A 26,519-nucleotide genomic window follows, 5' to 3' on the forward strand; every position below is an offset into this window, starting at 1 on the left:
ATGGTTCCAATTAATGAAGGGCAAGGATAAACAGTTGGCCTGTTTTGAAAGCGTTCACTTTGATTATTAAGAAGCCTTCTTTGTAATTAAAAGATATGTTTTTGCTATTCCCTTTCCATTCTGGCAACATGGAAGGACATGCATATGATTTTTACGGTTTTTTAGTTTTTAGTATGTTCGTTTTCGACAATGAATCAACCCGATAGTCTTTTTTGTTCATAAGAAGACTCAAAGGGAATATATGGGTGATCCCCCTGTCTGTTTAATGATATTGAGGAAAAACCGAAAAAAGTTTATGATTTTAAAGTACAATGAATGATTCATTTTTATTTAAATAAATAATTTGTTATAGGTGGTCTAAAATGATTAAAAAGCTTCTTGGAAAAGGGAAAGCAAAAAAAACTCCTAAAATTAAGCTAAAACAAGTTCTGACCATTGCGCAAGAGGAAAATATGCTATTGATAAAAGGAGAATTTTCAATAGAACATTATTGCGCAAAAGAACTATGGCTATATTCTAGGGAAAACGAAGATCAAAAAATAAAAATAGCTGAATCAGTGAGCTCATCTAAATTTGAGTTTAGAGTAGATATGAAAGATTTAATGCGGAAATTAGCAGATGATGAACCGACTGTTTATGACTGTTATATAAAGGTAGCCGTTCCGGTTGAAAAGCTGAGCAAAAAAACAATACTTAATATCGAACATAAAGCTGAATATGTAGAAGTGAACGAACAGGTTCATATTGAATTTCCAATTCGTCTGGGGCGTTTTCAGGAGACATACACGAACAATTTAAGTATTTGCACCTATGAAGATAAACAAAGTATATTCTCGATTACCAATAAAGGGAATATATCTCTTTACTTCAATAAAGTCCCTAAAGTTCAGATTAAGTCTCAAATTGAAAAAATCAAAAACAATTCGAAAACCATGCAAGTTAATGGTCAAATCTTCACCAAGCATTCCGCGATCATAAAAGGCGAGGGCCTAGTTAGAGGAAGACAAAGTGGCAAAGAATATCAGGCAAATATATCTTTTATTCATAATAAGGAAATGAATATTAAGAAATTTGGACTGAATCGTTATATCTATGATTTGAAATTGGATTTAGAACAATTAGTCAGTGCGGATTTGGAAGATGATGTATATGACATTTACATGAAATTACATTTACATGATCAGGAAGAGCCGAAAATGGTACGCGTCGGAAGACCAACCACCAGAACTAAATTATTTACAAAAAAGACCGATGTCAGCTCGAATAATGTAGTTGCCATCGTCAATCCATATTATACCTTTAAAGCATCCAATTTATCTTTGGAAGTGTTTAACTTCTCTACAGAAAGTTATCGATATTTAAAAAAGATGATGGGGTGGAGGCGTTTTCTGGCTTTATTTAAAAAGAAAAAGGATGTTTGGCTAATTGGTGAAAGAACTTATAAAGCCCAGGATACCGGATATCACTTTTTTAAATATATGAGGGAAAACCACCCTGAAAAAGAAGTGTATTATGTAATAGAAGAAAATTCCGTGGAAGCCAAGAACGTCGAGCTCTTTGGAAATATACTTTATTTCAAGTCAAAGGATCATATTAAAAAAACAATGGAATCTACACGTATCATTTCATCACATCATCCGGATTATTTATATCCATTAAGAACATCTGAATTTAAAAATCGTGTTAAGGGAGTTAAGGTATTTCTTCAACATGGTGTTATGGGCACTAAGAATATGGTGGCAAACTACGGCAAAAATGCAGCCTCCGGTTTTAGTACGGATGTTTTTCTAGTGAGTTCAGACTTCGAAAAGGATATGATTGTAACGGATTTTGGGTACAACGAAAAGGAAGTATTCACAACCGGGCTTTCTAGGTTCGACTCACTGTTTAAGGATGATGTTTTAACAAAGCGGCAATTATTGATCATTCCAACATGGCGAGATTGGATTACATCCGATGAAATATTTTTGGAAAGCGAGTATTTTAAAAGGTATCAGAACTTGGTGAATCACCCGGTGTTACATGAGTTATCTAAAAATAATGGGTTTGAAATCATTTTTTGCCTTCACCCCAATATGCAGAAATTCACGTCTTATTTTAAAGATGCCCCAGTTCGGGTGATTAGTCAGGGTGAAGTGGATGTCCAAAGATTAATTAAAGAAAGCGCGATTATGATCACGGACTATTCAAGTGTTGCTTTTGACTTTAGTTTCCTGCATAAACCGGTTATATACTATCAATTTGATAGAGATCGTTTCATAGGGAAAAGACCGTCACATTTGGATTTGGATAACGATCTTCCGGGTGAAATCGTTGATGAATTGGATGGATTGTTAGGTGTATTAGCCGAATACGCCAACACTGATTTTGTCATGAAGAAAAAGTATATCGATAAGGCCAACCGTTTTATTAAATATCGCGATGTCCATTCTAATTCAAGGATATTCGAAGTGATTCAACATGCAGAGAAAGATCAGAATTCACTTATTAAATTATATAACCACCCGATATCAAAACTCATCATGAATCGATTTAGGAAAAGTGAACAGTATTTCCCTGTCATGAAAAAAGTTTATAAGATCATGTCCAGGATCATACCGGTTGACCGGAACCTTATTCTTTTTGAAAGTGGGATAGGGAAGCAATTCTCCGATAGTCCCAAGTATATTTATGAAGAACTGGTCAAAAGGGATAATAAATATAAAAAAGTTTGGGTGTATAATGGTAATTTGCCGATAAAAGGCAAAAATACGAAGCTGATCAAACGTCTAAGCCCGGAATACTATTATTATTTAGCCAAAGCAGGTTATTGGATAAATAATCAAAACTTCCCTACCTATTTAAGCAAAAGGAAGGAAACGACATATATTCAGACTTGGCATGGTACCCCTTTGAAAAAAATGCTGTTTGATATAGACAATATTCAAGGAAGAGACGAGGGGTACTTGAATCGGGTGCATGGTGCAACGAGAACTTGGGACTATTTAATATCACCAAGTCCATACGCATCCAAAGCCTTCAGGAGTGCTTTCAAATATGAAGGGGAAATACTGGAAACGGGATATCCAAGAAATGATTTGTTTTACAAGGAAGATGCTTCAATAATTGCCAACTCTGTGATGGAAAAACTGAAGATACCGAAAGGGAAAAAAGTCATCTTATATGCTCCTACATTCCGGGATAATCAAACTTCGAAAAACAATAAATTCATTTTCGAGCTGAAATTTGATTTGGAAAGAATGAAGGAAGAACTAGGGGATGAATATATCCTTTTGTTAAGGATGCATGTTGTTATAAGTAATAATCTCAGCATTCCAAGCGAATTCGAGGATTTCGTGATAAATGTATCCAATTATTCGGATATCCAGGAACTTTACCTGATTTCTGATATATTGATTACGGATTATTCTTCCGTAATGTTCGATTTTGCTAATACTGCCCGGCCGATTTTATACTACACGTATGACTTGGAAGATTACAGAGATAACATCCGTGGATTCTATATGGACTTTGAAAAGGAAGCACCAGGTCCATTTTTAAAAACGACTGAGGAGATTATCGATACTATTACCAATATTGATGAAATAAACATGCAATACAAAGAGAGATATGGTTTATTTAGAGAGAAGTATTGTGGAATAGAGGATGGTAAAGCTACACAGAGAATCGTGGATAAATTTTTTAATGATTGATTCCTTAAATAAAGGGTATTGTTGCTTTTAAGTAACTGGTAACTGGCTGCCTGATAGAAACATCTATGTTACCTCTACTTAAAAGGAGGGAATCGTATGAATTTCTTGGTACGTCAAAAAGCGAGGGAACTTTTAAAGAGCGGTAATATTTCAATAAAAAATAATCCTGTAGGCTTAAGGAATAAATTTTTAGGAAAAGTAAAAAAAGTCACTGTAGTCACTGCTGCTTATAATGCTGAAAAATTCATCAGAAAAACGATTGAATCAGTAATAAACCAAACCATGGGTATAGATCAGATTGAATACATCATTATTGATGATTGTTCGACTGATGCTACCAATAAAATCATTCAGGAGTATACAGCTAAATATAAAAATATCTGTTCAGTTACTCTTAAAGAAAATAATGGGTCACCTGGGACCCCCAGAAACATTGGAATAGAATTGGGAACATCCAAATATATAACTTTTTTAGACGCGGATGACTGGCTTGCCCATGATGGACTGGAAAGCCTCTATAACATCCTGGAGGAAACCGGTGATGATTATGTTGTGGGCAAAACGGTAAAAGTCGAATCTGAGGCAGAGAGTGTCATCGGTGAGTTTGCTTCCATTAAAGAAAGAAGAAGCATCACCCCAATGGATGTTCCGCACTTTTTTTATCATATGGGTCCAACGGCCAGGATGATGAATCTGCCTATGGTTAAAGAAAATGAAATTGGTTTTCCGAATATGAAATTCGGTGAAGATAAATGGTTTTTTACTGATGTTTTCTTTAAAGTCAGAGCAGTATCAACTACTAAAAAACCTATTTATTATGTCAATAGGACTTCAGAAAATCCCTCTTCTTTAACACGTGTTACGAATGTGTTGGAAAAAAGAAAAGCGGATATTGACATAATAAAGTATATTCAATCCAAGGACATTGCCATTGAATTGAAAAAGGCGGCCCTTAACCGGATTTATGAGTACGATATTGTCAAAACGTTCGACAGCCAAACTTTCGTGAAATCCAAGAATAAAGAAGATTTTATAGAAATGTTAAGGGAAGCTGTCGAAACTGCGAAAAACTTGTCATATGACTTTAAGAATGAATTTAAGGTGCCTATTTATAAATTAGCTCTTGAATTATTCATGGGGGATCGCATTGGGGATTTCGTAAAGTTATTTGAATGGTTAAAGCGGGATTCCAATAAAAAGTATCATATTAAAGATGGTTTACCATATTATGAACTTCCATTTCTGGAAGATGAATATCGCTTTATCAGGATACCGATGCTTGCCCGTGCAATGGATTCTTTCATCATGGATAATGTCTACCACCAAAGTTTTGAGATTTATGGTGATGATATAGACAACATAGATTCTGTATTGATACGTGATCGAAAAAGAATTGACAATGAAATCAATTGCGAAGTTCAAATAGAAGGTAATAGAGGTCAGTTTACTGTTTCTTTAGATGAAATTGATAAAATGGAAATGTCATTATTTACCGTGTTCATTCGCTACAATGATTATCAATTGGTGAATATTAAAAGGATCCTTAAAAATAAGATGACGTATAATAAGAAAAATGTGGAGTTTTATACAACAGTGGCAAATAATTTGGGACTGGCAATAAAGTCTTTGGAGTAGCTGTTAAAAGTACGCCAAAAATAAGCTCTCCCTTTTATTGGGTGAGCTTATTTTTAGTTCGAAATTAGCATGGTTCAATTATCATTAATCAATAAAAAGGGAGATCGGATATGTCAAATGAAAATGTACAAACCTCAAAGAGACCTTCCTTTCTATCGCTAGTTAAAAATAAGGCTAAAGCAATTATTTTAAGAGGATATAAAATGGCTTTTTCATTGGCGGGCACAGTGTTGCCAGTGGACCAGAAGCTTGTCATTTTTGAGAGCTTTTTGGGCAAGCAGTATAGCTGTAATCCCCGGGCGATTTATGAATACTTGCAGAGTAACCATCCTGAATATAAAATGTACTGGAGCGTAGATAAAAGATATGCAGCTCTTTTCGAAGAGGCAGGCATTCCATATCTCGATCGTTTTTCATTCAGTTGGCTGCTCAAAATGACAAGGGCCCGTTATTGGGTGACGAACAGCAGGCTCCCGCTTTGGATTCCGAAGCCGAGGCACACGATCTATTTGCAAACCTGGCATGGTACTCCATTAAAGAAACTTGCAGCGGATATGAATGAAGTTCATATGCCTGGAACAACGACGGATAAATATAAAGAAAATTTCCATGCCGAATCAAGTAAATGGGATTATTTAATTTCACCGAACGCTTATTCAAGTGAAATCTTTGCCCGGGCCTTCAATGTCGATGCCTCTAAAATTCTGGAAACGGGTTATCCTCGTAATGATATACTTTACAACGGGAATAATCGTGATACAATCGACTCATTGAAACAGAAGTTGGGTATACCAATAGAGAAAAAGATCGTTTTATATGCCCCAACTTGGAGGGATGATGAGTTTTATAGCAAGGGAAAATATAAGTTTGAAATAAAACTGGATCTGGATCGAATGAAACGGGAATTGGGGAACGAGTATGTCATTTTGCTCCGTCTTCATTACTTGGTTTCTGAGAACTTGGATTTATCGGCGTTTCAAGGATTCGCCTATGATTTATCCAGTTATGAAGATATTAGTCATTTGTATCTTATTTCGGATTTATTAATAACCGATTATTCATCCGTATTCTTTGATTACGCAAATTTACAGCGTCCGATGCTTTTCTATGTATATGATATTGAAAATTACAGGGACAAGCTTCGCGGGTTTTACTTTGATTTCGAAAAGAATGCACCAGGTTTGTTAGTCAAAACATCTGATGCGGTCATTGATAGTATCAAGACGATGAAATATGAAAATACCAATGATATCAATCATTTTCACGAGCGGTTTTGTGCACTCGAGGATGGCCAGGCTTCACGCCGTGTCGTAGAAAAAGTGTTTTTAGGAAGGTCTGTGTAATTTATGAGTTCAGCTTTGACCGTTTTAAAAGAACAAATCAAACATTTTTATTTGGTAAGGCGTTTATCTGTTTATGAGATGAAAAGTGCCAACAGCAGTAACTACCTGGGAATCCTATGGGAAATCATCAATCCGATGATACAGATTGCGATTTATTGGTTTGTATTTGGATTTATCATCTTAAATCGCGGGGAAAATTTCCTTCCGTGGCTGATGGCAGGGATCGTTGTCTGGTTCTTTGTGAACCCGGCCATAACCCAAACGTCCAAATCCGTCTATTCCCGAATGAATATGGTATCCAAGATGAGCTTTCCGATGAGTGTCATTCCATCGTATGTCATCTTTGCTAAGTTGTATCAGCATCTCATGCTGCTGGGAGTCATCATCATCCTATTAGGGTTTACAGGTTACCTCCCTACAGTCTACATCTTGCAACTGCCGTATTATGTTGCAGCGACGGTCTTGCTGTTATTTTCATTAGGTTTAATCACTTCAACATTATCAACCATCATTCGTGACGTTCATAATATAATCGTGTCCTTAATGAAAGTCATGTTTTATTTAACACCAATCCTTTGGGTATTGGATGCAAAGGAACACCCTACCATAGTCAACATCATGAAGCTGAATCCACTATATTATATTGTAGAAGGGTATCGAGCTTCGTTGTTGGGGGAATCATGGTATCTGATAGCGCATTGGGAATATACCCTTTATTTCTGGGCAGTCGTTATCATCTTATTTTTGATAGGTTCCTCGCTGCATGTCAGGTTCAGAGATCGCTTTGTTGACTTTAAGTAAACTGGAAGTGAGAAAAATTGGAAAAGTCGGTAATTGTCAAAGATATAACGAAAAAATATAAATTATATAATAAAAACTCGGAAAAATTATTGGATCTCCTTTTGCCTAAAAGCTATGGGGAAGAGTACTTTGCTCTGAGGAATGTTAGTTTTGAAGCAGAAAAGGGCGATGTAATAGGATTTGTCGGGGTCAACGGATCAGGTAAATCCACATTGTCCAATATTATTGCAGGCATTGTCCCGCCCACGGACGGAAATGTCCAAACTAACGGGAAAACGGCCTTGATTGCCGTTTCATCGGGCCTGAATAATCAGTTGACGGGCAGAGAAAACATCGAACTGAAAATGCTGATGCTCGGATTCGATAAAAATCGGATCAAAGAACTTGAGCCCGAGATCATTGAGTTTTCGGAACTTGGTAAGTTCATTGACCAACCGGTGAAATCCTACTCAAGCGGCATGAAGTCCAGGCTTGGTTTTTCCATTTCCGTGCATATCGATCCAGATATCCTGATTATTGATGAAGCCTTATCAGTCGGGGATAAAAACTTTGCTGAGAAGTGTTTAGAGAAAATGAACGAATTTAAGGCAAAGGGCAAAACGATGTTCTTTGTCAGCCATTCAATCGGTCAGATGAAGAAATTTTGCCAAAAGGCGTTATGGCTTGAATATGGAGAGTTAAAGGCATACGGTGCCATGAAGGAAGTAATGCCGCAATATGAGGCATTCTTAAAAGAATATAACGCCATGTCTAAACAAGAACAGAAAAAATACCGTGAAGAGCAAATGAAAAGGCGTAGTTCCGCACTGGTATGAAAGTGAAAGGCAGACCCGGGCTTCGGGTCTGCTTTTTTTAGTTAATCACTTCAACATAAGCTTTCTCAAACCGCTCGGCAGCTGAAAGGTGGGAGTATTCGTTTTCCATTTTATATCTTGCTTTCGCAGCTAACTTTGTTGCATATTCAGGGGCATTAAGCAGAATGGAGATGGCTTGTGCAAGTGCTTTTTCATTTTTTTCCTCTACTAACAGACCATCTTCTCCATCAATGAGAATCTCCTTTAAACCTCCGATTGCGCTTGCAATGACGGGTGAGCGGCAACTCATCGCTTCTAAAGCGGAAATGGAAGTCGCTTCTTCCACCCCGTGGGAATGAACGCTTGGGATGAGTACGATGTCCGATGCTTCATAGAGGTTATGCATTTTCTCGAACGGCACTGAACCCAGGAAAAGTACGGAATCGGATATTTTGAGCCTGGCCGCGGTTTCTTCAAGCCGGCTTCGCTGTTCTCCTGTACCTGCATAGACCAATACCGTTTCACGATGGTTTTCCAGCACCTCCGGCAGGGCAAGGAGCGGGTAGATGACACCGTTCTTTTCCGTCATTCTTCTCGGAACGAAAAGCATCTTTTTATGTAGGGGTATTTGAAAGTCCAGGCGAGTTTGCTCCCGCTTTGCCATCTCCGGTTTAAAAGCAGACACGTCAATGAAGTTCTTGATCGTATCAGCCTCTATATGTGCCAAATGATTTATATAGTCTTTGATCCTTTGATCGACCGTCACAACTTTTGCAGCGGACTGATAAGCTTTTCTTTCTAGCTCGCGAATGATCAAATCTTCTTCACTGTCCGGAAGAAGGGCGCCCCTGCTGACTGCCTCGAATGAATAATACCCATGGACGGTTTGCACCGTCGGTATCCCGGATTCGATGGAGGCAAGCGTTGCGAAAATGTCTTGAGCATTAATGACATCATAGTTCTTTTTCAAGGCATTAATAGATGAAGCCAATAATTTTTGGCGTTGACGGTCATTGAAAAGCTGGCCGCTCCCCTGTTTTACTTTATTTAATAAAAATCCTGGAGCCTGGGCGAGCATCTTCCTCTTGAAAGGTGGTAATTGAGAGAAAGATAATATGTCCACATCATGGCCCCGCGACATTAAACCCTTTTTTAACGTAGTGATATGGCTCGATAGCCCTCCTTCGTGAGGGTAGTTGAAAATCGTTGTGATTAAAATGTTCATATTGGCACTCCTTCTTCTAATGTATTACTTTGATGATCTGATCCTTTTCATCCCTTGCAGGCTGCTTACCTTAAAAAGAATGGATAATGCGAGATATAATCCGAATACCAGCAGCGAGATGATCACCAATTCCATGATGATGGGCAACGTTAGCGTAAGCGGATGGATCCAGAGAGCGATTCCGTAAATGGTGGCCCCGATGATGGTAAGCTTGCCGCTTTCCTGAAAAACATCCAAGAAAGCTGCCTTGTCCGTTCTTTCTGTCTTCAGCCATAGGTAGCCGAAAAGGTAGAGAGATTGCAGGAGCATGGAAATCCCCGATGCTAGAGCAATTCCGCCGACGCCGAGATAACGTGACAGAACCCAGCTGAGCAGCACGTTAAGCAAAACGGCAATCAGGCAGGAATACATGGCCGCTTTCGTTTTCTTCAAGGCGTAGAAGGCATTCATCAAATAATCCCTCAGTGCAAAGAACGGGAGGCAAGCTGAATAAAAGAGGAATGCCCTATAAGTCATATCAGTTGCTGAAGCATCGAAAGCCCCGCGTTGGAAAGCGAGAGTGATTAAGCTGTTTCCGCTGATCAACATGACGACCATGAACGGAATCGCTAAAAATAACAGCGATTTCAACCCTTTTAAGGTCAAATTAAGGAAAGATTGATAGCCTATAAGCGCGCGCTCGACGATTGAAGGGTACAATACGGTAATCAGCGGCGTGAGGACAATGCTCAATGGCAGCCACAGCAGGCGATTCGCATAGTTCAGGGCCGATACGCTTCCGGTTTCGAGCGAAGTCGCGATAATCCGATCGACGACACTATTCAACTGGATCGCCAAAGCGGCGATAATGATTGGATAAAAGGTGAACAGTGTTTGTGCGATCTGCCTTTTATGAGGCAGGAAAGAGACGATGGGCCGGATTCCGTATTTCTTCAATGATGGGTATTGGATAAGGAACTGGCTTGCTGCACCAAACACAAACCCCCAAGCCAATCCTTCAATGCCAAAGGGAGCAGCGAACAATACGGTGGCTGCTATAATGACCGTGTTTTGTGCAGTTGAAGTGAGTGCCGGCAGTATAAAACGCTTATTCGCATTCAGGACCCCCGTCGCCATGTATGAAAGCGTGAAAAATAGTAAACTTGGCAGCATGATCCGGGTCAGTGACTCCGTCAGGGCAAGCTCTGAATCGGAGAAACCCGGGGCTGTCAACATGACGAGCGGCTTTATGAAAATCATGCAGGCAATGGTCAGGACTCCGGCAACCAGCATAAAGAAAGAACCTAAAACACTGATGAATTCATCCGCTTTCTTTGGGTTATCCGCTTTCTTTTCCAAGTAAATAGGAATGACGCCGGCCTGAAGACCGCTGCCGAGAGCCGTAAAAAGAATGGTTGGTATGAGACTTGCCACGAAAAAAACATCCGCCATGGATGATGCCCCGAAATAGGCGGCTATAATCGATTCCCGCCCGAATCCGAGGACTTTTCCAATGGCTGCTATAATGGTGACGAGCCCGACCGATTTAATGACATTTGAAAGAGTAGGCATATTTTCAATCCTTTAAAATGATGTCCTTCTGTAAACAGAATCCCAAACAACTATAAAATATCAGCGTAAACGTTTTATCTTCGAGAATATTGTAGAAAAGTCCTGCTAATAATGCAGCCAACATCAGGCAGATGGTGAACGCAGCTAAAGTGCCTTTTCTCGATTTCAGGATTTTCCTGCAGGTGAAAAAGATGAATGCAAGAACCGCAAGGAAGCCTAGGACACCAGTTTGGACCAGAACCTGGATATATTGATTATCGGTATACATCCTTTCACCAATTTGGTATTCCTGATAGATTGGTGAGGAAAAGGAAAGTGTGGCAGAATCTCCGAAGGTTCCTAGCCCGGTGCCGATTATCGGGTGATCTTTGAAAATTTCAATTCCCTTGATTAGGACATATAATCGGCCCCATTCCGTACTTTGGTGCAGAGTCTTATCAGAGAACATTTCTGAAAAGCGATTGGAGAGGGCATGTTCGTGTTCGGAAGAGGGAGTGCTGCCGATTACCACATTTTCCATCGGAATCGATGCGGATACCTCCACTTTACTTGATGCAAATAAAACTGGGTAATAAATAAGAAGCAAGCCGAGACAAAATGCTCCTGCGGCATATTTGAGAAATGGTTTATTTCTAGTCCAAATCATAAAGACAAGCGCAGCGAACCCGAATGCAATCATCGTGCCCCGTGAATAGGTAAGCAGTAACGTTCCGGAAAGCAGGATGGCTGCCAGAAAGACGATCCATTTATATTTTTTCAGTGACTGAAATAGAAAGAAACTAAGGAATAACTGGATGCTTAAGAATAAGGCAAATACATTAGGATTGGCAGGTGCCCCATAAATCCTCATCCGGTTTGTTGGAGAAAGATTCCACATTTCCCATGCGTGGGGAAGCAGGATCGTACGTGAAAAGATTTTCTCCACTATGCCATGCAGGCAAAGTAAGATTGTGAATATTAGGATTACCTTCAAAAAGCGAAAGATATCCTTTCTTTCTAGATTTAATTCACCGATAATGTAAAGAAGCAAGAATGTAATAAGCAATGCACGGAGTTCAAATAAGATGGGGAGGATTCCCACTCCGTTAATGAGTGCAGCACCGGCACCAATTAAACAAAACAACCAAAATGGCGCAGTAAAATGATATTTCGAAAATGGCCATTCGTTCTTTTTGAGACTTTCAATAAGCAAAGAAATGAATAAGGTGAGGATGATCAGGTCACCTGTATAGGTTAAGCCGCTATTCAGTTCCGTCAATATGGGACGGGCAGGGAAATAAATGAATAGAATTAATAACAGGTTTTTTTTATTTATACCGATAAAAACGAGCATCAACGCCGTTGCCATGTAACCGGCGATAGGGTGAGGCACTGCCGATGGGACGAGCAGGCACAGAAATAGAATGGGTAACGATTGTTTTTCTATAAACTTCAATTGATTAACCACCTTTGAATCAAAAATCATGTTCTATGATGTGTATGAAAAAATTTCTTGAATAATACCCCACCCTTTAGATGTATAGTACATATGAAAGGCTGAAGTGAAAATGACAGAGAAGTTTGTTGAGATACTATCGATACCATTCATTGATAGCAATATGGATGAATTCATGAATGGAATGATCTATCCAAGATTGATGAATCAGGAAAAAACGTTTGTCGTTACGGCAAATCCGGAAATAGTTGAGTATGCAAATGAACATCAGGATTATAAAGACATCATTATATCGGCTGATTACATCACTCCGGATGGCGTTGGTATTATTATGGCCTCTAAATGGCTAAATCAACCTTTACAAGAGCGGATTACAGGATTCGACTTGATGAATGAATTATTTCGGGTCGCTGATGAAAAAGCGCTGAAGGTATATCTGCTTGGAGCGGAGGAAAACGTGATTGAAGCAGCGGCCCTGAAAGTAAAAAAATTATATCCGGGTCTCGAGTTGGTGGGATACAACCATGGTTACATTGATATCAAGGATGATACCCTGCCTAAGTCGATAGCGGAACTTGAACCTGACATCATATTGACTGCATTAGGATTCCCTAGGCAGGAGAAATGGGTTTCCAGACACTATGCGTTATTCAATAAAGGGTTATTCATGGGAGTAGGGGGAAGCTTTGATGTCCTTGCGGGAAAGGTGAACCGTGCCCCGGTTTTCTGGCAAAAAATGCGTCTTGAATGGTTGTACCGACTGATCCAGCAACCTTCACGGTGGAAACGGATGCTTGCGCTGCCAAGATTCGTTTTAAAGGTTAGGCGGTTAAGGAAAACGGTGCAGCGTTCCTGAACATAAGGAGTGGACTGGATGAGAATCTTGCACTTAAACGCTGGTAATGAAACCGGCGGCGGTATGTTTCATATTATGTCCTTACTGAACCAATTGAATAAAGAGGAGTGTTTGCTTGGTGTATTTGAAAAGGGTGAACTATACCGGCGGGCCATGTCCTCCGGGATACAAACTGAACTTTTCAAGCAACATTCCAAATATGACCTTTCAATTTTGAAACCTTTAAGGGACTTTATCCGTCTAAATAATATAGACATCATTCATACACATGGTCCGCGGGCGAATATATATGGTGCTTTTATAAAGCGCCTCATTAAATGCCCATGGCTTCTTACTGTTCACAGTTCGCCTCATCATGATTTTTTAGGGCAGGGCGTAAAAGGAAAATTGTTTACGGGCCTTCATGTAAGGTCATTTCAATATGCCGATCATATACTGGCGGTTTCCGACCGCTTTAAGCAGGACTTGATTGACCAAGGAATCCATTCGACCAAAATAACAAAGATCCTGAATGGAATTGACTTTGAAAAGGAACTGCCTTTCCCGTTTCAAAGAGAAGATTTCGGGTTCGGGAAAGATGATTTCATCATCATCATGCCTGCAAGGCTTGAACCGGTGAAAGGTCATGAATTTGCTTTTGCGGCACTAAGTGAAGTGGTATCGGAATTCCCTCATGTAAAGCTGATCCTTGCAGGGGACGGGAGCAGGAAATCCGCTCTGGAAGAGATGGTCTCGGAAAGGGGATTATCCGATCACGTATACTTTTTGGGGTATCGTGAAGATTTAGATCGAATCTACCCGTTGGGGGACATCACATTATTGACTTCCTTAAGCGAAAGTTTTCCGCTCGTTTTACTTGAAGGAGCAAGATCGGGCCTTCCGGCAATCACTAGTGACGTCGGCGGTGTACAGGAATTGATTCCCGATCGGAGCAAGGGCTGGGTAACGGATATCGGCAATGTCGAACAGCTGAAACTGGCCATCTGCAATGCTTTGGAATTGAAAAAATCCGGGGACCTGACAAAGATAGGGTTGGATTTACAAAAATTTGCAAAAAACAACTTTTCTATAGAGATTTTAGCCAAAAACGTATATAATGTTTATTTGAGGATGAAAAATTAAAATAAGCATTTATATATAGGTTTTCTTATAGATCGTAACGGGTATTAGATTTTTAGTTGAATTGAGGTGGTTTTTGATGTTAGGGGCCTTGTTGGTAGCCTTTTTATTATCCATTTTTTTGACTCCTTTTGTCGCAAAGCTGGCCTTTAAATTAGGAGCTACCGATAAACCGAATGAGCGAAAAGTGCATAGTAAAATTATGCCGCGCATGGGCGGTTTAGCTATATTTTTGAGTTTTTTCATTACCTTCTTGCTTTTCATGGATGATTTTGGTAGTTTTGGGGAGCAGCTGCCCCTTCTGGTGGGAGCCCTTGTCATCATATTGATCGGGATGGCTGATGATATTTTTGAATTAAGGGCTGCACCCAAATTCCTGGGTCAGGTTTTGGCGGCCCTCATTATCGTATTATGGGGCGGTCTTGAAGTGGAATTCATTAATTTGCCGTTCTTTACCGATACACTTGAATTTGGTGTTTTAAGTATACCGATCACCATTTTGTGGATTGTCAGCATCATTAATGCAATCAACCTGATAGATGGACTGGATGGTCTTGCAGGCGGTGTTTCAACGATCGCATTAGTGACAATTGCAACTATGGCCCTTATTAAAGGGGACCTATTTGTTGCCATGGTCGCATTGATCGTGATTGGAAGCACCCTTGGCTTCTTGAAATATAACTTTCATCCGGCAAAGATTTTCATGGGAGATACAGGCGCATTATTCTTAGGTTACATCATTGCCGTTCTGTCCCTGCAAGGGTTTAAAAACGTTACGATGATTTCATTGATCGTACCGATCATCATTTTGGGTGTTCCCATTTCGGATACATTTTTCGCGATTATCCGCAGGGTCGTCAATAAACAGCCGATTTCGGCTGCTGATAAATCCCATTTACATCACTGTTTGATAAACTTGGGATTCACTCATAAGCAAACTGTCTTGCTCATTTACGCTTTAGCTGCTTGCTTTGGCTTAGCGGCAATAATCTTTCAATTTGCAACGGTGTGGGGGGCTTTGTTTCTTGTAACGGGACTTCTCCTGATCATAGAGATTTTTGTGGAGAAAATTGGTTTGGTCAATTCAAACTACCAGCCGTTGCTCAAGATGCTCAACTTTAAAAACAAGCCATGATCATTTTGGAATAGATTACTAGATTCGCTAGTTTTATTGGAAGCCACCAATCGTTTGAAGTAACGGTTGGTGGCTTTTTTGCTGCTAACTACTAAAAGGGGCTAGATCATATTAGAGCCATTCTTGCAGCAGCATGTGACTTCATATAAGAAATGGTAAGGAATGCATCAAAAAACCCCCACTCATGACGAGTGGGGGTTTCACTTTATTCTTGTATTTGTGATTGAACTGCTTCAGTTTGATTGCCTTCAGCTGGTCCCAGGTTCAAGTGGGATTGAAGCAACAGCTTAGTATTCGCTAATGATGTTTCGTTCAGCTGATAATAATAGGTTCCATTAATGGTAGAATCCTGACCTTCAAGTTTGATGGTTTCAAGATTGATGCCTTTATCGGTAGTCACATATTTTATGAAACCTCTCATTTGCGAGAATTGAAGGTTCGTTGTCATATTGTCGCCGACAGCTTCCATTACGTCTGTATATTTCGTTAGTGATCCAGCAGAGGTTGCTTTGGCGATGATGGCTTTCAGGACTTCCTGCTGACGCTCACCACGTTGGATATCACTGTCCTTTTTACGTGTCCGTGCAAACGCTAATGCTTCTTCACCATCAACGGTCTGTAATCCTTCTTCAAGATGGATGGCATTCTTTTTGTCATGTGAATCGATTTCATACATTTCATAAGGGACGTCGACTTCGATGCCATCCAATGAATCTACGACATCGATGAAAGCGTTGAAGTTCATGCGAACATAATAATCGACAGGGACATCGAGTAACTCCTCTACGGTGTCCATCGTCGCTTTCGGTCCGCCGGCTGCATGGGCCGCGTTGATTTTCGTGGTTACGCCCTTGGCTGGCACGTACACATATGAATCACGCGGAATGCTTAATAGTTTTATAGACTTTTGATCTTTATTGAATGTGGCCAGCATTAAAGCATCCGAGCGGGAATTTCCTTTTAAGTCACGGTCCTTGCTATCATCGATCCCTATGAAGAGGATCGAGAAATTATCTTCGAGCGGGTCGATCGCTGCACTTCGCTTTGCTGATGCTTCCACAGGGTCATAGGAATCATTGAATACATTCTGGGCTTTCATATACAGGGTTGCAGCATACGTAGAGGCTCCCAGACCAAGTACCAGCAGGGGAACAAGCAATAACCAAAGCCTCTTTCGCCTTTTTTTCTTTGTTTTTTTAATTTTATAAACACGCCTAGTAGTAGACATCTTTTTCTTCTCCTTTTAAATAACGAACATCAGACATATATCGCTATTTTTCGAATCCTGCAGTTTATATTTCGTCATATATTACACCTAATTTTACAATGATTTAATAATTTCGTAAAATAAATATTTCTTTTCAATTATATTACAGCATAAAAATGGAAAAATATGCAGGAGTATATCAGGAGAATGCCTCTTCCAAATAAAGCATTTCTTCTTCGGTGATATGGCCTTGACCATTTGTCAGCTCTGTAATCCAAGCGTTATATGTCTCTTTTTGTGTTTCCTCAACATATACAAGGATATTGACCTGATCAAGGTATTGGATTTCCTTTATTTGATAAATGGAAGATCGCAATTCGTTTTCCAATTTTCCAAGCCAGGTATAGTCGACGGTTGTCGAAATGACCCGCATTAGTTTCCTAATGACCACACCAGTGGTATTTATCCCTTCTGAAGTCGCTTTGCTGTAAGCGCGAATGAGACCTCCAGCACCAAGTTTGATGCCGCCAAAATACCGAGTGACCACAACAGCGGTGTCTTTCAGTTCTTTTTTCTTAAGCACTTCCAGGATAGGGACGCCTGCCGTTCCGCTTGGTTCCCCATCGTCGAGGGCCTTTTGAATTTGATTTTGTTCCCCGATCATATAAGCTGAACAATTATGTGTAGCATCTTTGTGCTTTTTCTTGATTTCCTGGATAAAGGCCTGTGCGGCATCTTCGGTTTCGACCCGGGCGATATGGGAAATAAAACGGGATTTTTCAATGACGATTTCATGTTCGCCGCGACCTGCCACCGTTAAATATTGAGTGAGCATTTCTATTCCACCTTCGTGCTTCCTATTAGTTGATTTATTATAAGGCTTTGCGGAAAAAGTGGCAATGATGATTCATTTACATACCGCATGTGTAAAGAAACTTTAATATAAGATAAAGCTGTACGTGTTATAATTAATTTCATTGCCTGTTATTGTTATTAGCTGGCCATATATATGCTTAAAAGAATAACATTGTAGGAAAAAAATGAGTTCTGTGCCATTATCCTGGCTTTACCTTAACGTGTCCTCTCATTTCAAGGATTTTGCCATTTAATAAATGCATCTGTTTCATATGATAATCAATGGAGCGGAATATCCCATTTGATTGAAAAGGATATTTTGTATCAGGATAATAGATATGGCTTTCTGCCTTTAATAGGCAGACTTAATGCCTGGATTATGAGATGTATAGTAAATATGTACATTTTATGGAAATCACAAAAGGAAATTAACGTATTTTTAATCTTTTTTTGGTACAATATGTTCATGAAGGTGACTTCATACAAAAGTTTCCTGAAATTTAACCATTCATGAAAAAGGGAAAGAACTTTTTTCCATATACATAGTCTTTAAGACAATAAATTGTTCAAGTCTTTTGATTTAAGTGGAGGGGTCTTAATGTCCATAAAAAAGGTTGATGCTAAAGCATTGGACAAGATCTTAGAAACAATGGTGAGCACTGTTAGTGAAAGTAAGGATGAAGTCTTTGATATCGGCGAACAATGCCGAAAGGATTTCGAGTCATTATCAAAAGAGCTTGATGATGTGAAAATCAGGGTTGCCATTGTGATAACCGACAGCGATGCACTGGATTCAAAAGCCAGGTTTGCTCGAAAAAGGCTTTCAGAAGTCAGTATGCACTTCAACCATTTTTCTGAAGAACAGGTGCGCGATGCATATGAAAGGGCACATAAGCTGCAAGTAGATTTACAAATTAACCGGCAATTGGAAAAAGAGCTCCGTAATCGCCGGGATGAGCTTGAGTTAAGGTTAAGGGGTTTGCAGCAGACGATCGATAAAGCGGTGCATCTCGTCTCGCAAATATCGGTAGTGCAGAATTATTTGACACAGGATCTTAAATTTGTGGGGGAAGCCCTTCAAGAAGCGAAACGCAAACAGGACTTCGGCCTGAAAATAATTGAAGCCCAGGAGCAGGAACGTAAAAAGCTCTCACGTGAAATTCATGATGGTCCGGCGCAAATGCTGGCAAACGTCATGATGCGCTCAGACCTGATAGAACGGGTGCAACGGGAGAGAGGGCCTGATGAAGCGTTAGTGGAAATCCGCAGTTTAAAGGTCATGGTAAGGAATGCTTTATATGAAGTGCGAAGAATCATCTATGACCTTCGTCCTATGGCGCTTGATGATTTAGGGCTTGTTCCTACCCTCAGAAAGTACCTGCAAACGACCGAAGACTATAATAATGGCGTGAATCTGAATTTCGTCAACCTTGGGCAGGTCAAAAGGCTCCCTTCCGATATGGAGGTCGCTTTATTCAGGCTGGTTCAAGAGGCTGTACAAAATTCATTGAAGCATGCGGACCCAAAACAGATTCAAGTAAAACTGTCCATTTCCAAGGAGATGGTGACCGTCGTCGTCAAAGATGATGGAAAGGGGTTTGACTCTTCGATTCAAAAAGAAGGTTCATTTGGCTTGGTGGGAATGAGAGAAAGAGTCGAGCTGCTGGAAGGTGAAATGACGATCGATTCACAACCGGGGGCGGGCACTTTGGTATTTATCCAAATTCCCTACCATTTATAAATTATAGAGAATAGACATATTAAATAGAAACTAGGAGGAAGAAGCCGTTGAAGACTAGTATCATCATAATCGATGACCATCAGCTTTTCCGTGAAGGCGTAAAGCGCATATTAGATTTTGAATCATCCTTTGATGTTGTTGCCGAGGGTGATGACGGAAGCGAAGCTATGGATCTCGTTGAAACACATAAACCTGATGTTGTTATCATGGATATCAACATGCCGAACATGAATGGGGTCGAAGCAACAAAAATGCTCGTGAGCCGTTACCCTGAAACAAAGGTCATCATCCTTTCCATTCATGATGATGAAAACTACGTGCAGCACGCATTGAAAACAGGAGCACAAGGTTATCTGTTGAAAGAAATGGACGCAGACGCATTGATTGATGCTGTTCGTGTAGTCGCTGAAGGCGGCTCATACCTTCATCCGAAGGTCACCCATAACTTAGTTAAAGAATATCGCCGCTTAGCAGCTGAAGAGGGTACTGATCGTGATTCCGTACATACGATAGAAATCAGGAGGCCGCTTCACCTATTGACTCGACGCGAGTGTGAAGTGCTTCAGCTTTTAGCAGACGGGAAAAGCAACCGGGCCATCGGCGAAACCCTATATATCAGTGAAAAAACAGTCAAGAACCATGTGAGTAACATTCTTCAGAAGATGAATGTGAATGACCGTACACAAGCGGTTGTCCTAGCTATTAAAAACGGCTGGGTAGAAGTGAAGTAATTAAAGCGTTCGATAAGTCCGGCTCTTCAGATTTCGCAATGCGTGCTGAAGGGCTGGATTTTTTTATTGGATGGATGATAATATTCAAATTTTTGGAAATACAGAAAGCTATTTAATGCAAATAAAGGCATTTTCAGATAGAATGTTGAATATGATACGAAGTAAATTTTTATAAGGATGGTACTATTATGAAAACCGCAGTCGTAACAGATAGCACTGCATATATACCAAAGGAAATGCGTGATCGTTTACATATACATATGATGCCGCTTAATGTCATTTTTTCCAATGAAGCTTACCGGGAGGAAGTTGATATTACTGCGGATGAGTTTTATGAGGAAGTAAAGAGGCAGGAGAAATTGCCGACCACTTCACAGCCTCCAATCGGAAAGTTTGTCGAGAAGTTCGAGGAACTGCAAAAAGAATATGATGATGTAATTTCCATTCATTTATCGAGCGGCATCAGCGGAACCTATCAAGGAGCGGTATCTGCAGGTGAAATGGTCGAGGGAATTAGGGTTCATGCCTTTGATTCGGAAATCAGCTGCATGGTGCAGGGGTTTTACGTGATCGAGGCTGCAAAGCTGGCACTTGATGGTAAAGGTCCAGAAGAAATCATGGCCAGGCTTGAAGAAATGAAACCATCGGTCAGGGCATACTTCATGGCAGATGACCTATCCCATCTCCAGCGCGGCGGCCGCTTAAGCAGTGCCCAAGCTTTGATTGGCAGTCTGCTTCAAGTGAAGCCGGTCCTCCATTTTGTTGATAAAGTCATCGTCCCATTCGAAAAAATCCGTACAAGAAAAAAGGCGCTGAAACGGATTGCCGATTTACTTGGAGAAGACGCGGCGAGCGGCGAGAAATATAAAGCCGTCATCATTCATGCTAAACGGGAAAGTGAAGCTAAAGACTGGAAAGCAGAACTTGAAGCCCGGTTCCCAAATGTCGAGTTCGACATCAGCTACTTCGGTCCAGTAATCGGAACGCATCTGGGCGAAGGCTCGATGGGGATGGGCTGGTATAAGATTTAAGCTGTGACGCCTTTACTAAGTGAAAGGCGTTTTTTTATGGAGCAAAAAGGAATCCGGGAGTTAAAAGCGAATGATAAGGGGGAGTGTAATTTATCAAGATATGGAGGTTTCAGTTTGAAAAAAATGAGCATTTCCCCGCCTTATTCCCCGGAACTTCAGAACCATCTCATCGGAAAACATCTTTTGGCCTTCGAAATCCCCTTCTCCCAAGAACTCCTCGCAGAGCATATCAAGAATGGGTATGTCTCGGAAACTTGCGGCGTGCAATCCGGGAACGGCGGTTATCACTGTGTACGCTGCGGTAACAAAGATCAAACCTTGTTTTATACTTTCCCTTGCAAGATTTGCAATCAAGATTGCACTTACTGCCGCTCATGCATCATGATGGGACGGGTCAGTGAATGTGCAAAGCTTTATAGGTGGACAGGTCCGGGCATTCAATTTAAGATTCCTGACAATGTACTGAGGTGGGCGGGCACTTTATCGGCAGGTCAAAAAAATGCCTCCGACTGTGTCGTTGAAGCCATAAATGGAAAAGATGAATTCCTGGTATGGGCTGTATGCGGGGCAGGGAAGACGGAGATATTATTTCCGGCGATTGAGGCAGCCTTGCATGCCGGGAAACGGATTTGTTTGGCAACACCGCGAACCGATGTCGTTCTCGAACTTTCCCCAAGGTTAAAAAAAGCTTTTCCTGGCATTGGAGTCACGACCCTCCATGCCGGGAGTGAAGATCGCCATGGTTTTTCGCCACTGACCGTTTCCACGACCCATCAGCTTTTCCGTTTTATTGAAGCTTTCGATGTCATCATCGTTGATGAAGTCGATGCGTTTCCCTACTCAATTGATGATTCGCTGCATTATGCGGTTAATAAATCGAAAAAGGTATCCGCGGTAACCATCTACTTGACCGCCACACCTTCGAAAAGGATGCAGCGGCTATACCGAAGCGGCAAATTGAAAGCCGTCATAATCCCGGCCCGTTATCATCGTAAGCCAATCCCCGTCCCTGAAATGAAGTGGAGCGGCAATTGGCAAAAACTATTTCTTCAAAAAAAGATTCCCCCAAAAATCAACGGATGGATAAGTGAACGCCTTAACCGGAATATTCCCTTCCTATTGTTTTTTCCAAGCATTAGAGTGATGGAGCAGGTCCTTCCGCTGTTTCAAGGGCTGTCCCCTGAATTATCGATTGTCCACTCCCGGCACCCTGATCGAAAGGAAAAAGTAATGGCACTAAGGAATGGAATTGTTCCAGGATTACTGACCACGACCATCCTGGAGCGGGGCGTGACAATTGAGCGGTTGGAAGTAGCCGTGATCGGTGCTGAACATGAAGTGTTTTCCGAAAGTGCGCTCGTTCAAATTGCCGGCAGGGTAGGAAGAAGCTTTGCTTATCCTGCCGGTACAATCACCTTTTTTCATTATGGTAAAAGTAAAGCGATGGTCGAGGCGGTTCAGCATATACAAATGATGAATAAAGATGCCATGAAAAGGGGGCTGCTGGATGAATAGATGTCTTGTTTGTGATGAAGGAATGGAGCAAGCCTTGACATGGAGGAGCCTCCTAAAGCAGGCAGAGGCAAGGGCAATTTGTGAAGGATGTGAGGGGAAACTCAATAGGATAACCGGAGAAACATGTTCAATGTGCTCAAGGGAGCTGGGAGGGGATCATATGAACGGTGACCTCTGTCTCGATTGTTCAAGATGGGAAAGGAATAGGGAATGGGGAGGCTATTTGTCGAAGAACATATCGCTATTTCATTATAATGAATACTTAAAAGACATGATTGCTAAATATAAGTACCGGGGTGATTATGCGTTAGCTGAGGTTTTCGTCCCCTTTTTGAAAGAAAGGTTAAAGGACATGGAATTTGACCTGGTAACGGCCATCCCGCTTAGTGATGAACGGCTTAAGGAGCGGGGATTCAATCAGGGACAGGCTTTGGCAGATCTAGCTGGGCTTCATCCGGTTGAGACCTTGACAAGAATCCATACGGAAAAACAATCAAAAAAATCTCGTCAAGAGAGAATGTCATTACCGCAGGTTTTTCAGGTCATGCAATCTGATTTGCTGGAGCAAAAATCTATTTTGATCATCGATGACATATACACAACAGGCACAACTCTCAGGCATGCAGCCAAAGCATTGATGACGGCTGGGGCAAAAGAAGTATCATCCATCACCCTGGCTAGGTGAAAAAGCTTATTTTAATAAACATCCTAAAGTATCGCCGGGATTATTCGATATATACAGTACTGAAGAATAATCGCCGTGATGGTGAAGGAGGGGCCTCGATGGATGTATTCAACTGTCCAAACTGTAATTCGTTATTCGTCATGACGAAATTCCGTGATGTATGCGATGCCTGTTATAAAGAAGAAGAAGCCCAATATGATAAAGTTTATGCATATATTCGCAAGAAAACAAATAGAACGGCGTCCATGATGCAGGTGGTTAAGGAAACCGGCGTTAAAGAAACGTTAATTATTAAATTTGTGAGAACCGGAAAGCTGAGAATTTCACAGTTTCCCAACCTCGGAATTCCATGTGAAAAGTGCGGCGCTAACATCAAGAGCGGAAGGTTATGCGACAAATGCGGCGATTCACTGCGTACGGATTTACAGGCATTTGAAATTGAAGAAAAGCGCCTCAGTGAAATTCAAGGACATGATAAAAAAAGTACGTACTACATGAAGGATGATCAAAAAGGGTAATTCATTCATGGAAACATGATGCAGTATTTGTTAAAATATTCGATATTGAGAACAATATTCGACAATGGGTGTCGAAGGAAAGATTACAGCAAACAATTAAAGAAATCCGTTCCTTGTCGATAATAAAGATAGGGAGAATAACACAGTCCAGAGCCATTTTCATGTGTTAATGAATCGAAACATAATGGGATTTATAAAATCGAACGAAGGAGAGGATCTGGAATATGAAAATCAATAACGTCGGTATGACAGGTGTTAACCCTTATAATCTTCAAGCCAATAAAACGGGGAATATCAAAGAATCCAAGGTCAAATCCTCGGATAAAGTTGAAATTTCCTCAGCGGCAAAAGAAATGCAGCAATCATCTCCGATTCTTGCTGCAAGACAAGCAAAAGTGGATGAACTGAAAATCCAAATTGAAAAAGGAAATTATAAATTGAATGCACAAGCAACGGCTAAGGGTCTTATCGATTTTTACCGGAAATGAATTTTCAATGAAAAAGCTAGAATGAAGCGGACGGAGCCATTTTCCGTCCTTCATTTATGAGCGGAGGAGGCAGCGAAATGTCTGCACGGAACATCATCGGATCGCTTGAAAAATTGATCAAGCTTCATAAAAGCTTCAATCAATTGGCGATAAGAAAAACGGCCATTTTGAAAGCAAATGATACCGAGGCGATTACTGCCCTGCTGATTTCGGAACAAAAGCATATTAAAGCGATCGGCCAGACGGATAAGGAACGAGAAAGGGCAGTCGAGGAATTTCTTGCAGCCAATGGAACGGCTGGACAGCATGCCCCCATCCATACCGTGACGGAACTGACAGGACCAGAAGAAACGGAAGTCCTTGAAATGCTAAAAGCGGAATTGATTGATGAAGTGGCAAAGCTGAAGGAGCGGAACGGTTTAAATCAGCAATTGATCTATCAGTCCCTTCAATTCATCAATATCTCTTTGGATATTCTGAGACCTCTGCACCAGAACCTGAATTATGGGGATTCAGTTGGGAAAACGGCGAAAATCGGCATGGGAATGTTTGATTCCAAAGCATAAGAAGCAGAAAAAAGATGGAGGTGCGTGCAAATGATTTCAACCTTTATGGGTCTTGAGACCGCCAAACGCGGATTATCCACCTCTCAAGGGGCCTTGTATACAACAGGAAATAACGTGGCCAATGCCAATACATTAGGATATTCAAGGCAGCGGGTCAACTTGGTCCAGACGTCGGGCTTTCCTACTGTCGGTTTGAACAGCCCGCGCGTTGCCGGCCAAATCGGGACAGGGGTGGCAGCTGAAACGGTTCAGCGGATCCGTGACAGTTTCCTGGACGCACAATACAGGACGCAAAGCAATAAAATCGGTTATTACGGGGCCATGAGCGAATCCCTGACGAAAATGGAAGGTGTCATGAACGAACCGACCGACAGCGGATTGGCCGCCACGATGGAGAAGTTCTGGAATTCGCTGCAGGGGCTGACGGCGAATACGGAAAACTCCGGAGCGCGTGAAGTCGTTGCCTCGACGGGCGTTATGGTCGCGGATACCCTAAACTACTACTACAACTCGCTGACGAATGTTCAAACGGATATCGGCAATCAGATAAACGTCAAAGCGAACGAAATCAATACGCTCATCAGCAGTATTGATCAGCTTAACCAACAGATCAGCAAAGTGGAGCCGCATGGATATATCCCCAATGACCTTTATGATAAACGTGATGTGCTCGTAGACAATCTCTCACAGCTTGTCAGCATTAAAGTGAATAACGTCATTCCGACGGATTACGGCAGAGCCAGTGATGTGGCCACAGGGCTATACAACATCGAATTGATGCAAGAAGACGGTTCGTCTTTTGTGCCGCCCATCAATCTAGTCAGTGTTAACCAAACCGGGATGGTGGGAACTTCGAAAGTTGAAGTTAGCCATGATAAAACGACAGGTATGGTGGACGGATTGAAGTTTGGTTCGAAAACATTGACCGATTACAAATTCTCGGGAGAGCTATCCGGTTTGATCAAAAGCTTCGGCTATAAGAAGGCTGATGGGACGATCGGCGGCGCTTATCCTGATATGCTGAAAAAGCTCGATAATATGACGACGGCTTTCGTGAATGAGTTCAATGCCATCCATAAACAAGGTTATGCCTTAGGTGATGACAACACTTCAACTTTGAATTTCTTTGAACTTGAACCAGGTAAGAGTGCCGCCCAAAGCATCAGGGTGAATGGTGAAATCGTGAAGGATCCCACAAAAATTGCCGCCGGTGGAAAAAGCGGAGGGGCATCCGGTGATAATGAAAATGCCAAACTCCTGGCTGACCTTAAAAAGAAGGCGTTCAGTGAGTACTCGACTAAAGACCAAAATTCTGACGAATTGACGGGAAGCTTCGACACCTATTATTCCGGTATCATCGGAAAGCTTGGGGTGGATTCCCAAAGCGCCCAAAAGAACCTTTCCAACTCTGTCGTCCTTGCTGCCTCCGTCAATCAAAATAGGGAGTCTGTCAGTTCCGTATCCCTTGATGAAGAAATGACGGACATGATCAAATTCCAGCAGGCATACAACGCATCTGCAAGAATGATGACGATGATGGATGAAATGCTCGATAAAATCATAAACGGAATGGGTACAGCAGGCCGTTAATAGGAG

Annotated in this window: 21 protein-coding genes and 1 pseudogene; 17 read left to right on the top strand and 5 right to left on the bottom strand. The window is 41.1% G+C overall.

Annotated features, from left to right (window positions below):
* Positions 1-362 precede the first annotated feature (362 nt).
* From ACIQ0C_RS15580 to tagH, 5 genes and pseudogenes are all read left to right on the top strand, one after another.
* Positions 363-3,692 carry a CDP-glycerol glycerophosphotransferase family protein gene (locus ACIQ0C_RS15580; RefSeq protein WP_403061479.1) on the top strand — a complete coding sequence of 1,110 codons (3,330 nt, stop codon included), beginning with the start codon at positions 363-365 and terminating at the stop codon, positions 3,690-3,692.
* 96 nt (positions 3,693-3,788) lie between these two features.
* On the top strand, positions 3,789-5,327 hold the full coding sequence (locus ACIQ0C_RS15585) for a glycosyltransferase family 2 protein (RefSeq protein ID WP_403061482.1): 1,539 nt from the start codon (positions 3,789-3,791) through the stop codon (positions 5,325-5,327).
* Between the two features lie 137 nt (positions 5,328-5,464).
* Positions 5,465-6,670: pseudogene (locus tag ACIQ0C_RS15590) on the top strand (CDP-glycerol glycerophosphotransferase family protein); the annotation flags it as partial.
* A gap of 3 nt (positions 6,671-6,673) precedes the next feature.
* Positions 6,674-7,471, top strand: a complete 798-nt coding sequence (locus ACIQ0C_RS15595) for an ABC transporter permease (RefSeq protein WP_402835813.1) — start codon at positions 6,674-6,676, stop codon at positions 7,469-7,471.
* Between the two features lie 17 nt (positions 7,472-7,488).
* Complete coding sequence (tagH, locus tag ACIQ0C_RS15600; RefSeq protein WP_034315705.1) at positions 7,489-8,286, top strand: teichoic acids export ABC transporter ATP-binding subunit TagH; 798 nt, start codon at positions 7,489-7,491, stop codon at positions 8,284-8,286.
* A 37-nt stretch (positions 8,287-8,323) separates the two neighbouring features.
* Here tagH and ACIQ0C_RS15605 read toward each other — a convergent pair whose 3' ends face one another.
* Genes ACIQ0C_RS15605 through ACIQ0C_RS15615 form a run of 3 tightly spaced genes read right to left on the bottom strand, consistent with a single transcriptional unit; the run spans position 8,324 to position 12,476 of the window.
* Complete coding sequence (locus tag ACIQ0C_RS15605) at positions 8,324-9,490, bottom strand: glycosyltransferase family 4 protein (protein WP_403061485.1); 1,167 nt, start codon at positions 9,488-9,490, stop codon at positions 8,324-8,326.
* 24 nt (positions 9,491-9,514) lie between these two features.
* Positions 9,515-11,041 carry a murein biosynthesis integral membrane protein MurJ gene (gene murJ, locus ACIQ0C_RS15610; protein WP_403061488.1) on the bottom strand — a complete coding sequence of 509 codons (1,527 nt, stop codon included), beginning with the start codon at positions 11,039-11,041 and terminating at the stop codon, positions 9,515-9,517.
* Between the two features lie 4 nt (positions 11,042-11,045).
* Positions 11,046-12,476 (bottom strand): O-antigen ligase family protein, encoded by a 1,431-nt coding sequence (locus ACIQ0C_RS15615; RefSeq protein WP_403061491.1) that lies wholly within the window; start codon positions 12,474-12,476, stop codon positions 11,046-11,048.
* Positions 12,477-12,588: 112 nt separating this feature from the next.
* On the opposite strand from ACIQ0C_RS15615, the gene ACIQ0C_RS15620 reads away from it, so the two are divergent.
* The 3 genes from ACIQ0C_RS15620 (at position 12,589) to ACIQ0C_RS15630 (ending at position 15,586) form a co-directional block, all read left to right on the top strand.
* Positions 12,589-13,332, top strand: coding sequence for a WecB/TagA/CpsF family glycosyltransferase (locus ACIQ0C_RS15620; RefSeq protein ID WP_402835822.1), 744 nt, complete (start codon positions 12,589-12,591; stop codon positions 13,330-13,332).
* A gap of 18 nt (positions 13,333-13,350) precedes the next feature.
* Positions 13,351-14,454: a glycosyltransferase family 4 protein gene (locus ACIQ0C_RS15625; protein WP_403061494.1), complete on the top strand. Its 1,104-nt coding sequence runs from the start codon at positions 13,351-13,353 to the stop codon at positions 14,452-14,454.
* Positions 14,455-14,530: 76 nt separating this feature from the next.
* Positions 14,531-15,586, top strand: coding sequence for a glycosyltransferase family 4 protein (locus ACIQ0C_RS15630; protein WP_403061497.1), 1,056 nt, complete (start codon positions 14,531-14,533; stop codon positions 15,584-15,586).
* A 205-nt stretch (positions 15,587-15,791) separates the two neighbouring features.
* Here the strand turns inward: ACIQ0C_RS15630 and ACIQ0C_RS15635 are convergent, their stop codons facing one another.
* Together ACIQ0C_RS15635 and ACIQ0C_RS15640 are read right to left on the bottom strand one after the other, a co-directional pair.
* Positions 15,792-16,814 (bottom strand): LCP family protein, encoded by a 1,023-nt coding sequence (locus tag ACIQ0C_RS15635; RefSeq protein ID WP_402835828.1) that lies wholly within the window; start codon positions 16,812-16,814, stop codon positions 15,792-15,794.
* A gap of 178 nt (positions 16,815-16,992) precedes the next feature.
* Positions 16,993-17,628, bottom strand: coding sequence for a YigZ family protein (locus ACIQ0C_RS15640; RefSeq protein ID WP_402835830.1), 636 nt, complete (start codon positions 17,626-17,628; stop codon positions 16,993-16,995).
* A gap of 618 nt (positions 17,629-18,246) precedes the next feature.
* Between ACIQ0C_RS15640 and ACIQ0C_RS15645 the strand changes: the two genes are divergently transcribed.
* From ACIQ0C_RS15645 to flgK, 9 genes are all read left to right on the top strand, one after another.
* Positions 18,247-19,389 (top strand): sensor histidine kinase, encoded by a 1,143-nt coding sequence (locus ACIQ0C_RS15645; protein ID WP_251426777.1) that lies wholly within the window; start codon positions 18,247-18,249, stop codon positions 19,387-19,389.
* 47 nt (positions 19,390-19,436) lie between these two features.
* On the top strand, positions 19,437-20,120 hold the full coding sequence (locus ACIQ0C_RS15650) for a response regulator (protein WP_402835833.1): 684 nt from the start codon (positions 19,437-19,439) through the stop codon (positions 20,118-20,120).
* 188 nt (positions 20,121-20,308) lie between these two features.
* Positions 20,309-21,151, top strand: a complete 843-nt coding sequence (locus tag ACIQ0C_RS15655) for a DegV family protein (protein ID WP_403061500.1) — start codon at positions 20,309-20,311, stop codon at positions 21,149-21,151.
* A gap of 123 nt (positions 21,152-21,274) precedes the next feature.
* Positions 21,275-22,666, top strand: coding sequence for an ATP-dependent helicase ComFA (locus ACIQ0C_RS15660; protein WP_403061560.1), 1,392 nt, complete (start codon positions 21,275-21,277; stop codon positions 22,664-22,666).
* The gene (locus ACIQ0C_RS15665; RefSeq protein WP_403061503.1) at positions 22,659-23,351 is read left to right on the top strand and encodes a ComFC family protein; all 693 of its coding nucleotides are present in this window, start codon (positions 22,659-22,661) and stop codon (positions 23,349-23,351) included. Before ACIQ0C_RS15660 ends, ACIQ0C_RS15665 begins: the two co-directional genes overlap by 8 nt.
* Before the next feature lie 98 nt (positions 23,352-23,449).
* Positions 23,450-23,869, top strand: coding sequence for a TIGR03826 family flagellar region protein (locus tag ACIQ0C_RS15670; RefSeq protein ID WP_403061506.1), 420 nt, complete (start codon positions 23,450-23,452; stop codon positions 23,867-23,869).
* 224 nt (positions 23,870-24,093) lie between these two features.
* Positions 24,094-24,357 carry a flagellar biosynthesis anti-sigma factor FlgM gene (flgM, locus tag ACIQ0C_RS15675; protein WP_253512259.1) on the top strand — a complete coding sequence of 88 codons (264 nt, stop codon included), beginning with the start codon at positions 24,094-24,096 and terminating at the stop codon, positions 24,355-24,357.
* A gap of 77 nt (positions 24,358-24,434) precedes the next feature.
* Positions 24,435-24,923, top strand: a complete 489-nt coding sequence (locus tag ACIQ0C_RS15680; protein WP_403061510.1) for a flagellar protein FlgN — start codon at positions 24,435-24,437, stop codon at positions 24,921-24,923.
* Between the two features lie 30 nt (positions 24,924-24,953).
* The gene (flgK, locus tag ACIQ0C_RS15685; RefSeq protein WP_403061514.1) at positions 24,954-26,513 is read left to right on the top strand and encodes a flagellar hook-associated protein FlgK; all 1,560 of its coding nucleotides are present in this window, start codon (positions 24,954-24,956) and stop codon (positions 26,511-26,513) included.
* Positions 26,514-26,519: the final 6 nt, after the last annotated feature.

Origin of the sequence: Peribacillus sp. NPDC096448, assembly GCF_044762675.1 — a bacterium.
Classification (GTDB): Bacteria; Bacillota; Bacilli; order Bacillales; family DSM-1321; genus Peribacillus; species Peribacillus frigoritolerans_B.

Excerpts from the sequence above, each read along its gene's own strand:
- ACIQ0C_RS15580 (WP_403061479.1), top strand. The coding sequence starts at position 363 with ATGATTAAAAAGCTTCTTGGAAAAGGGAAAGCAAAAAAAACTCCTAAA.
- ACIQ0C_RS15585 (WP_403061482.1), top strand. The coding sequence starts at position 3,789 with ATGAATTTCTTGGTACGTCAAAAAGCGAGGGAACTTTTAAAGAGCGGT.
- ACIQ0C_RS15595 (WP_402835813.1), top strand. The coding sequence starts at position 6,674 with ATGAGTTCAGCTTTGACCGTTTTAAAAGAACAAATCAAACATTTTTAT.
- ACIQ0C_RS15605 (WP_403061485.1), bottom strand. The coding sequence starts at position 9,490 with ATGAACATTTTAATCACAACGATTTTCAACTACCCTCACGAAGGAGGG.
- murJ (WP_403061488.1), bottom strand. The coding sequence starts at position 11,041 with ATGCCTACTCTTTCAAATGTCATTAAATCGGTCGGGCTCGTCACCATT.
- ACIQ0C_RS15620 (WP_402835822.1), top strand. The coding sequence starts at position 12,589 with ATGACAGAGAAGTTTGTTGAGATACTATCGATACCATTCATTGATAGC.
- ACIQ0C_RS15625 (WP_403061494.1), top strand. The coding sequence starts at position 13,351 with ATGAGAATCTTGCACTTAAACGCTGGTAATGAAACCGGCGGCGGTATG.
- ACIQ0C_RS15630 (WP_403061497.1), top strand. The coding sequence starts at position 14,531 with ATGTTAGGGGCCTTGTTGGTAGCCTTTTTATTATCCATTTTTTTGACT.
- ACIQ0C_RS15635 (WP_402835828.1), bottom strand. The coding sequence starts at position 16,814 with ATGTCTACTACTAGGCGTGTTTATAAAATTAAAAAAACAAAGAAAAAA.
- ACIQ0C_RS15640 (WP_402835830.1), bottom strand. The coding sequence starts at position 17,628 with ATGCTCACTCAATATTTAACGGTGGCAGGTCGCGGCGAACATGAAATC.
- ACIQ0C_RS15645 (WP_251426777.1), top strand. The coding sequence starts at position 18,247 with ATGTCCATAAAAAAGGTTGATGCTAAAGCATTGGACAAGATCTTAGAA.
- ACIQ0C_RS15655 (WP_403061500.1), top strand. The coding sequence starts at position 20,309 with ATGAAAACCGCAGTCGTAACAGATAGCACTGCATATATACCAAAGGAA.
- ACIQ0C_RS15660 (WP_403061560.1), top strand. The coding sequence starts at position 21,275 with ATGAGCATTTCCCCGCCTTATTCCCCGGAACTTCAGAACCATCTCATC.
- ACIQ0C_RS15665 (WP_403061503.1), top strand. The coding sequence starts at position 22,659 with ATGAATAGATGTCTTGTTTGTGATGAAGGAATGGAGCAAGCCTTGACA.
- ACIQ0C_RS15670 (WP_403061506.1), top strand. The coding sequence starts at position 23,450 with ATGGATGTATTCAACTGTCCAAACTGTAATTCGTTATTCGTCATGACG.
- flgM (WP_253512259.1), top strand. The coding sequence starts at position 24,094 with ATGAAAATCAATAACGTCGGTATGACAGGTGTTAACCCTTATAATCTT.
- ACIQ0C_RS15680 (WP_403061510.1), top strand. The coding sequence starts at position 24,435 with ATGTCTGCACGGAACATCATCGGATCGCTTGAAAAATTGATCAAGCTT.
- flgK (WP_403061514.1), top strand. The coding sequence starts at position 24,954 with ATGATTTCAACCTTTATGGGTCTTGAGACCGCCAAACGCGGATTATCC.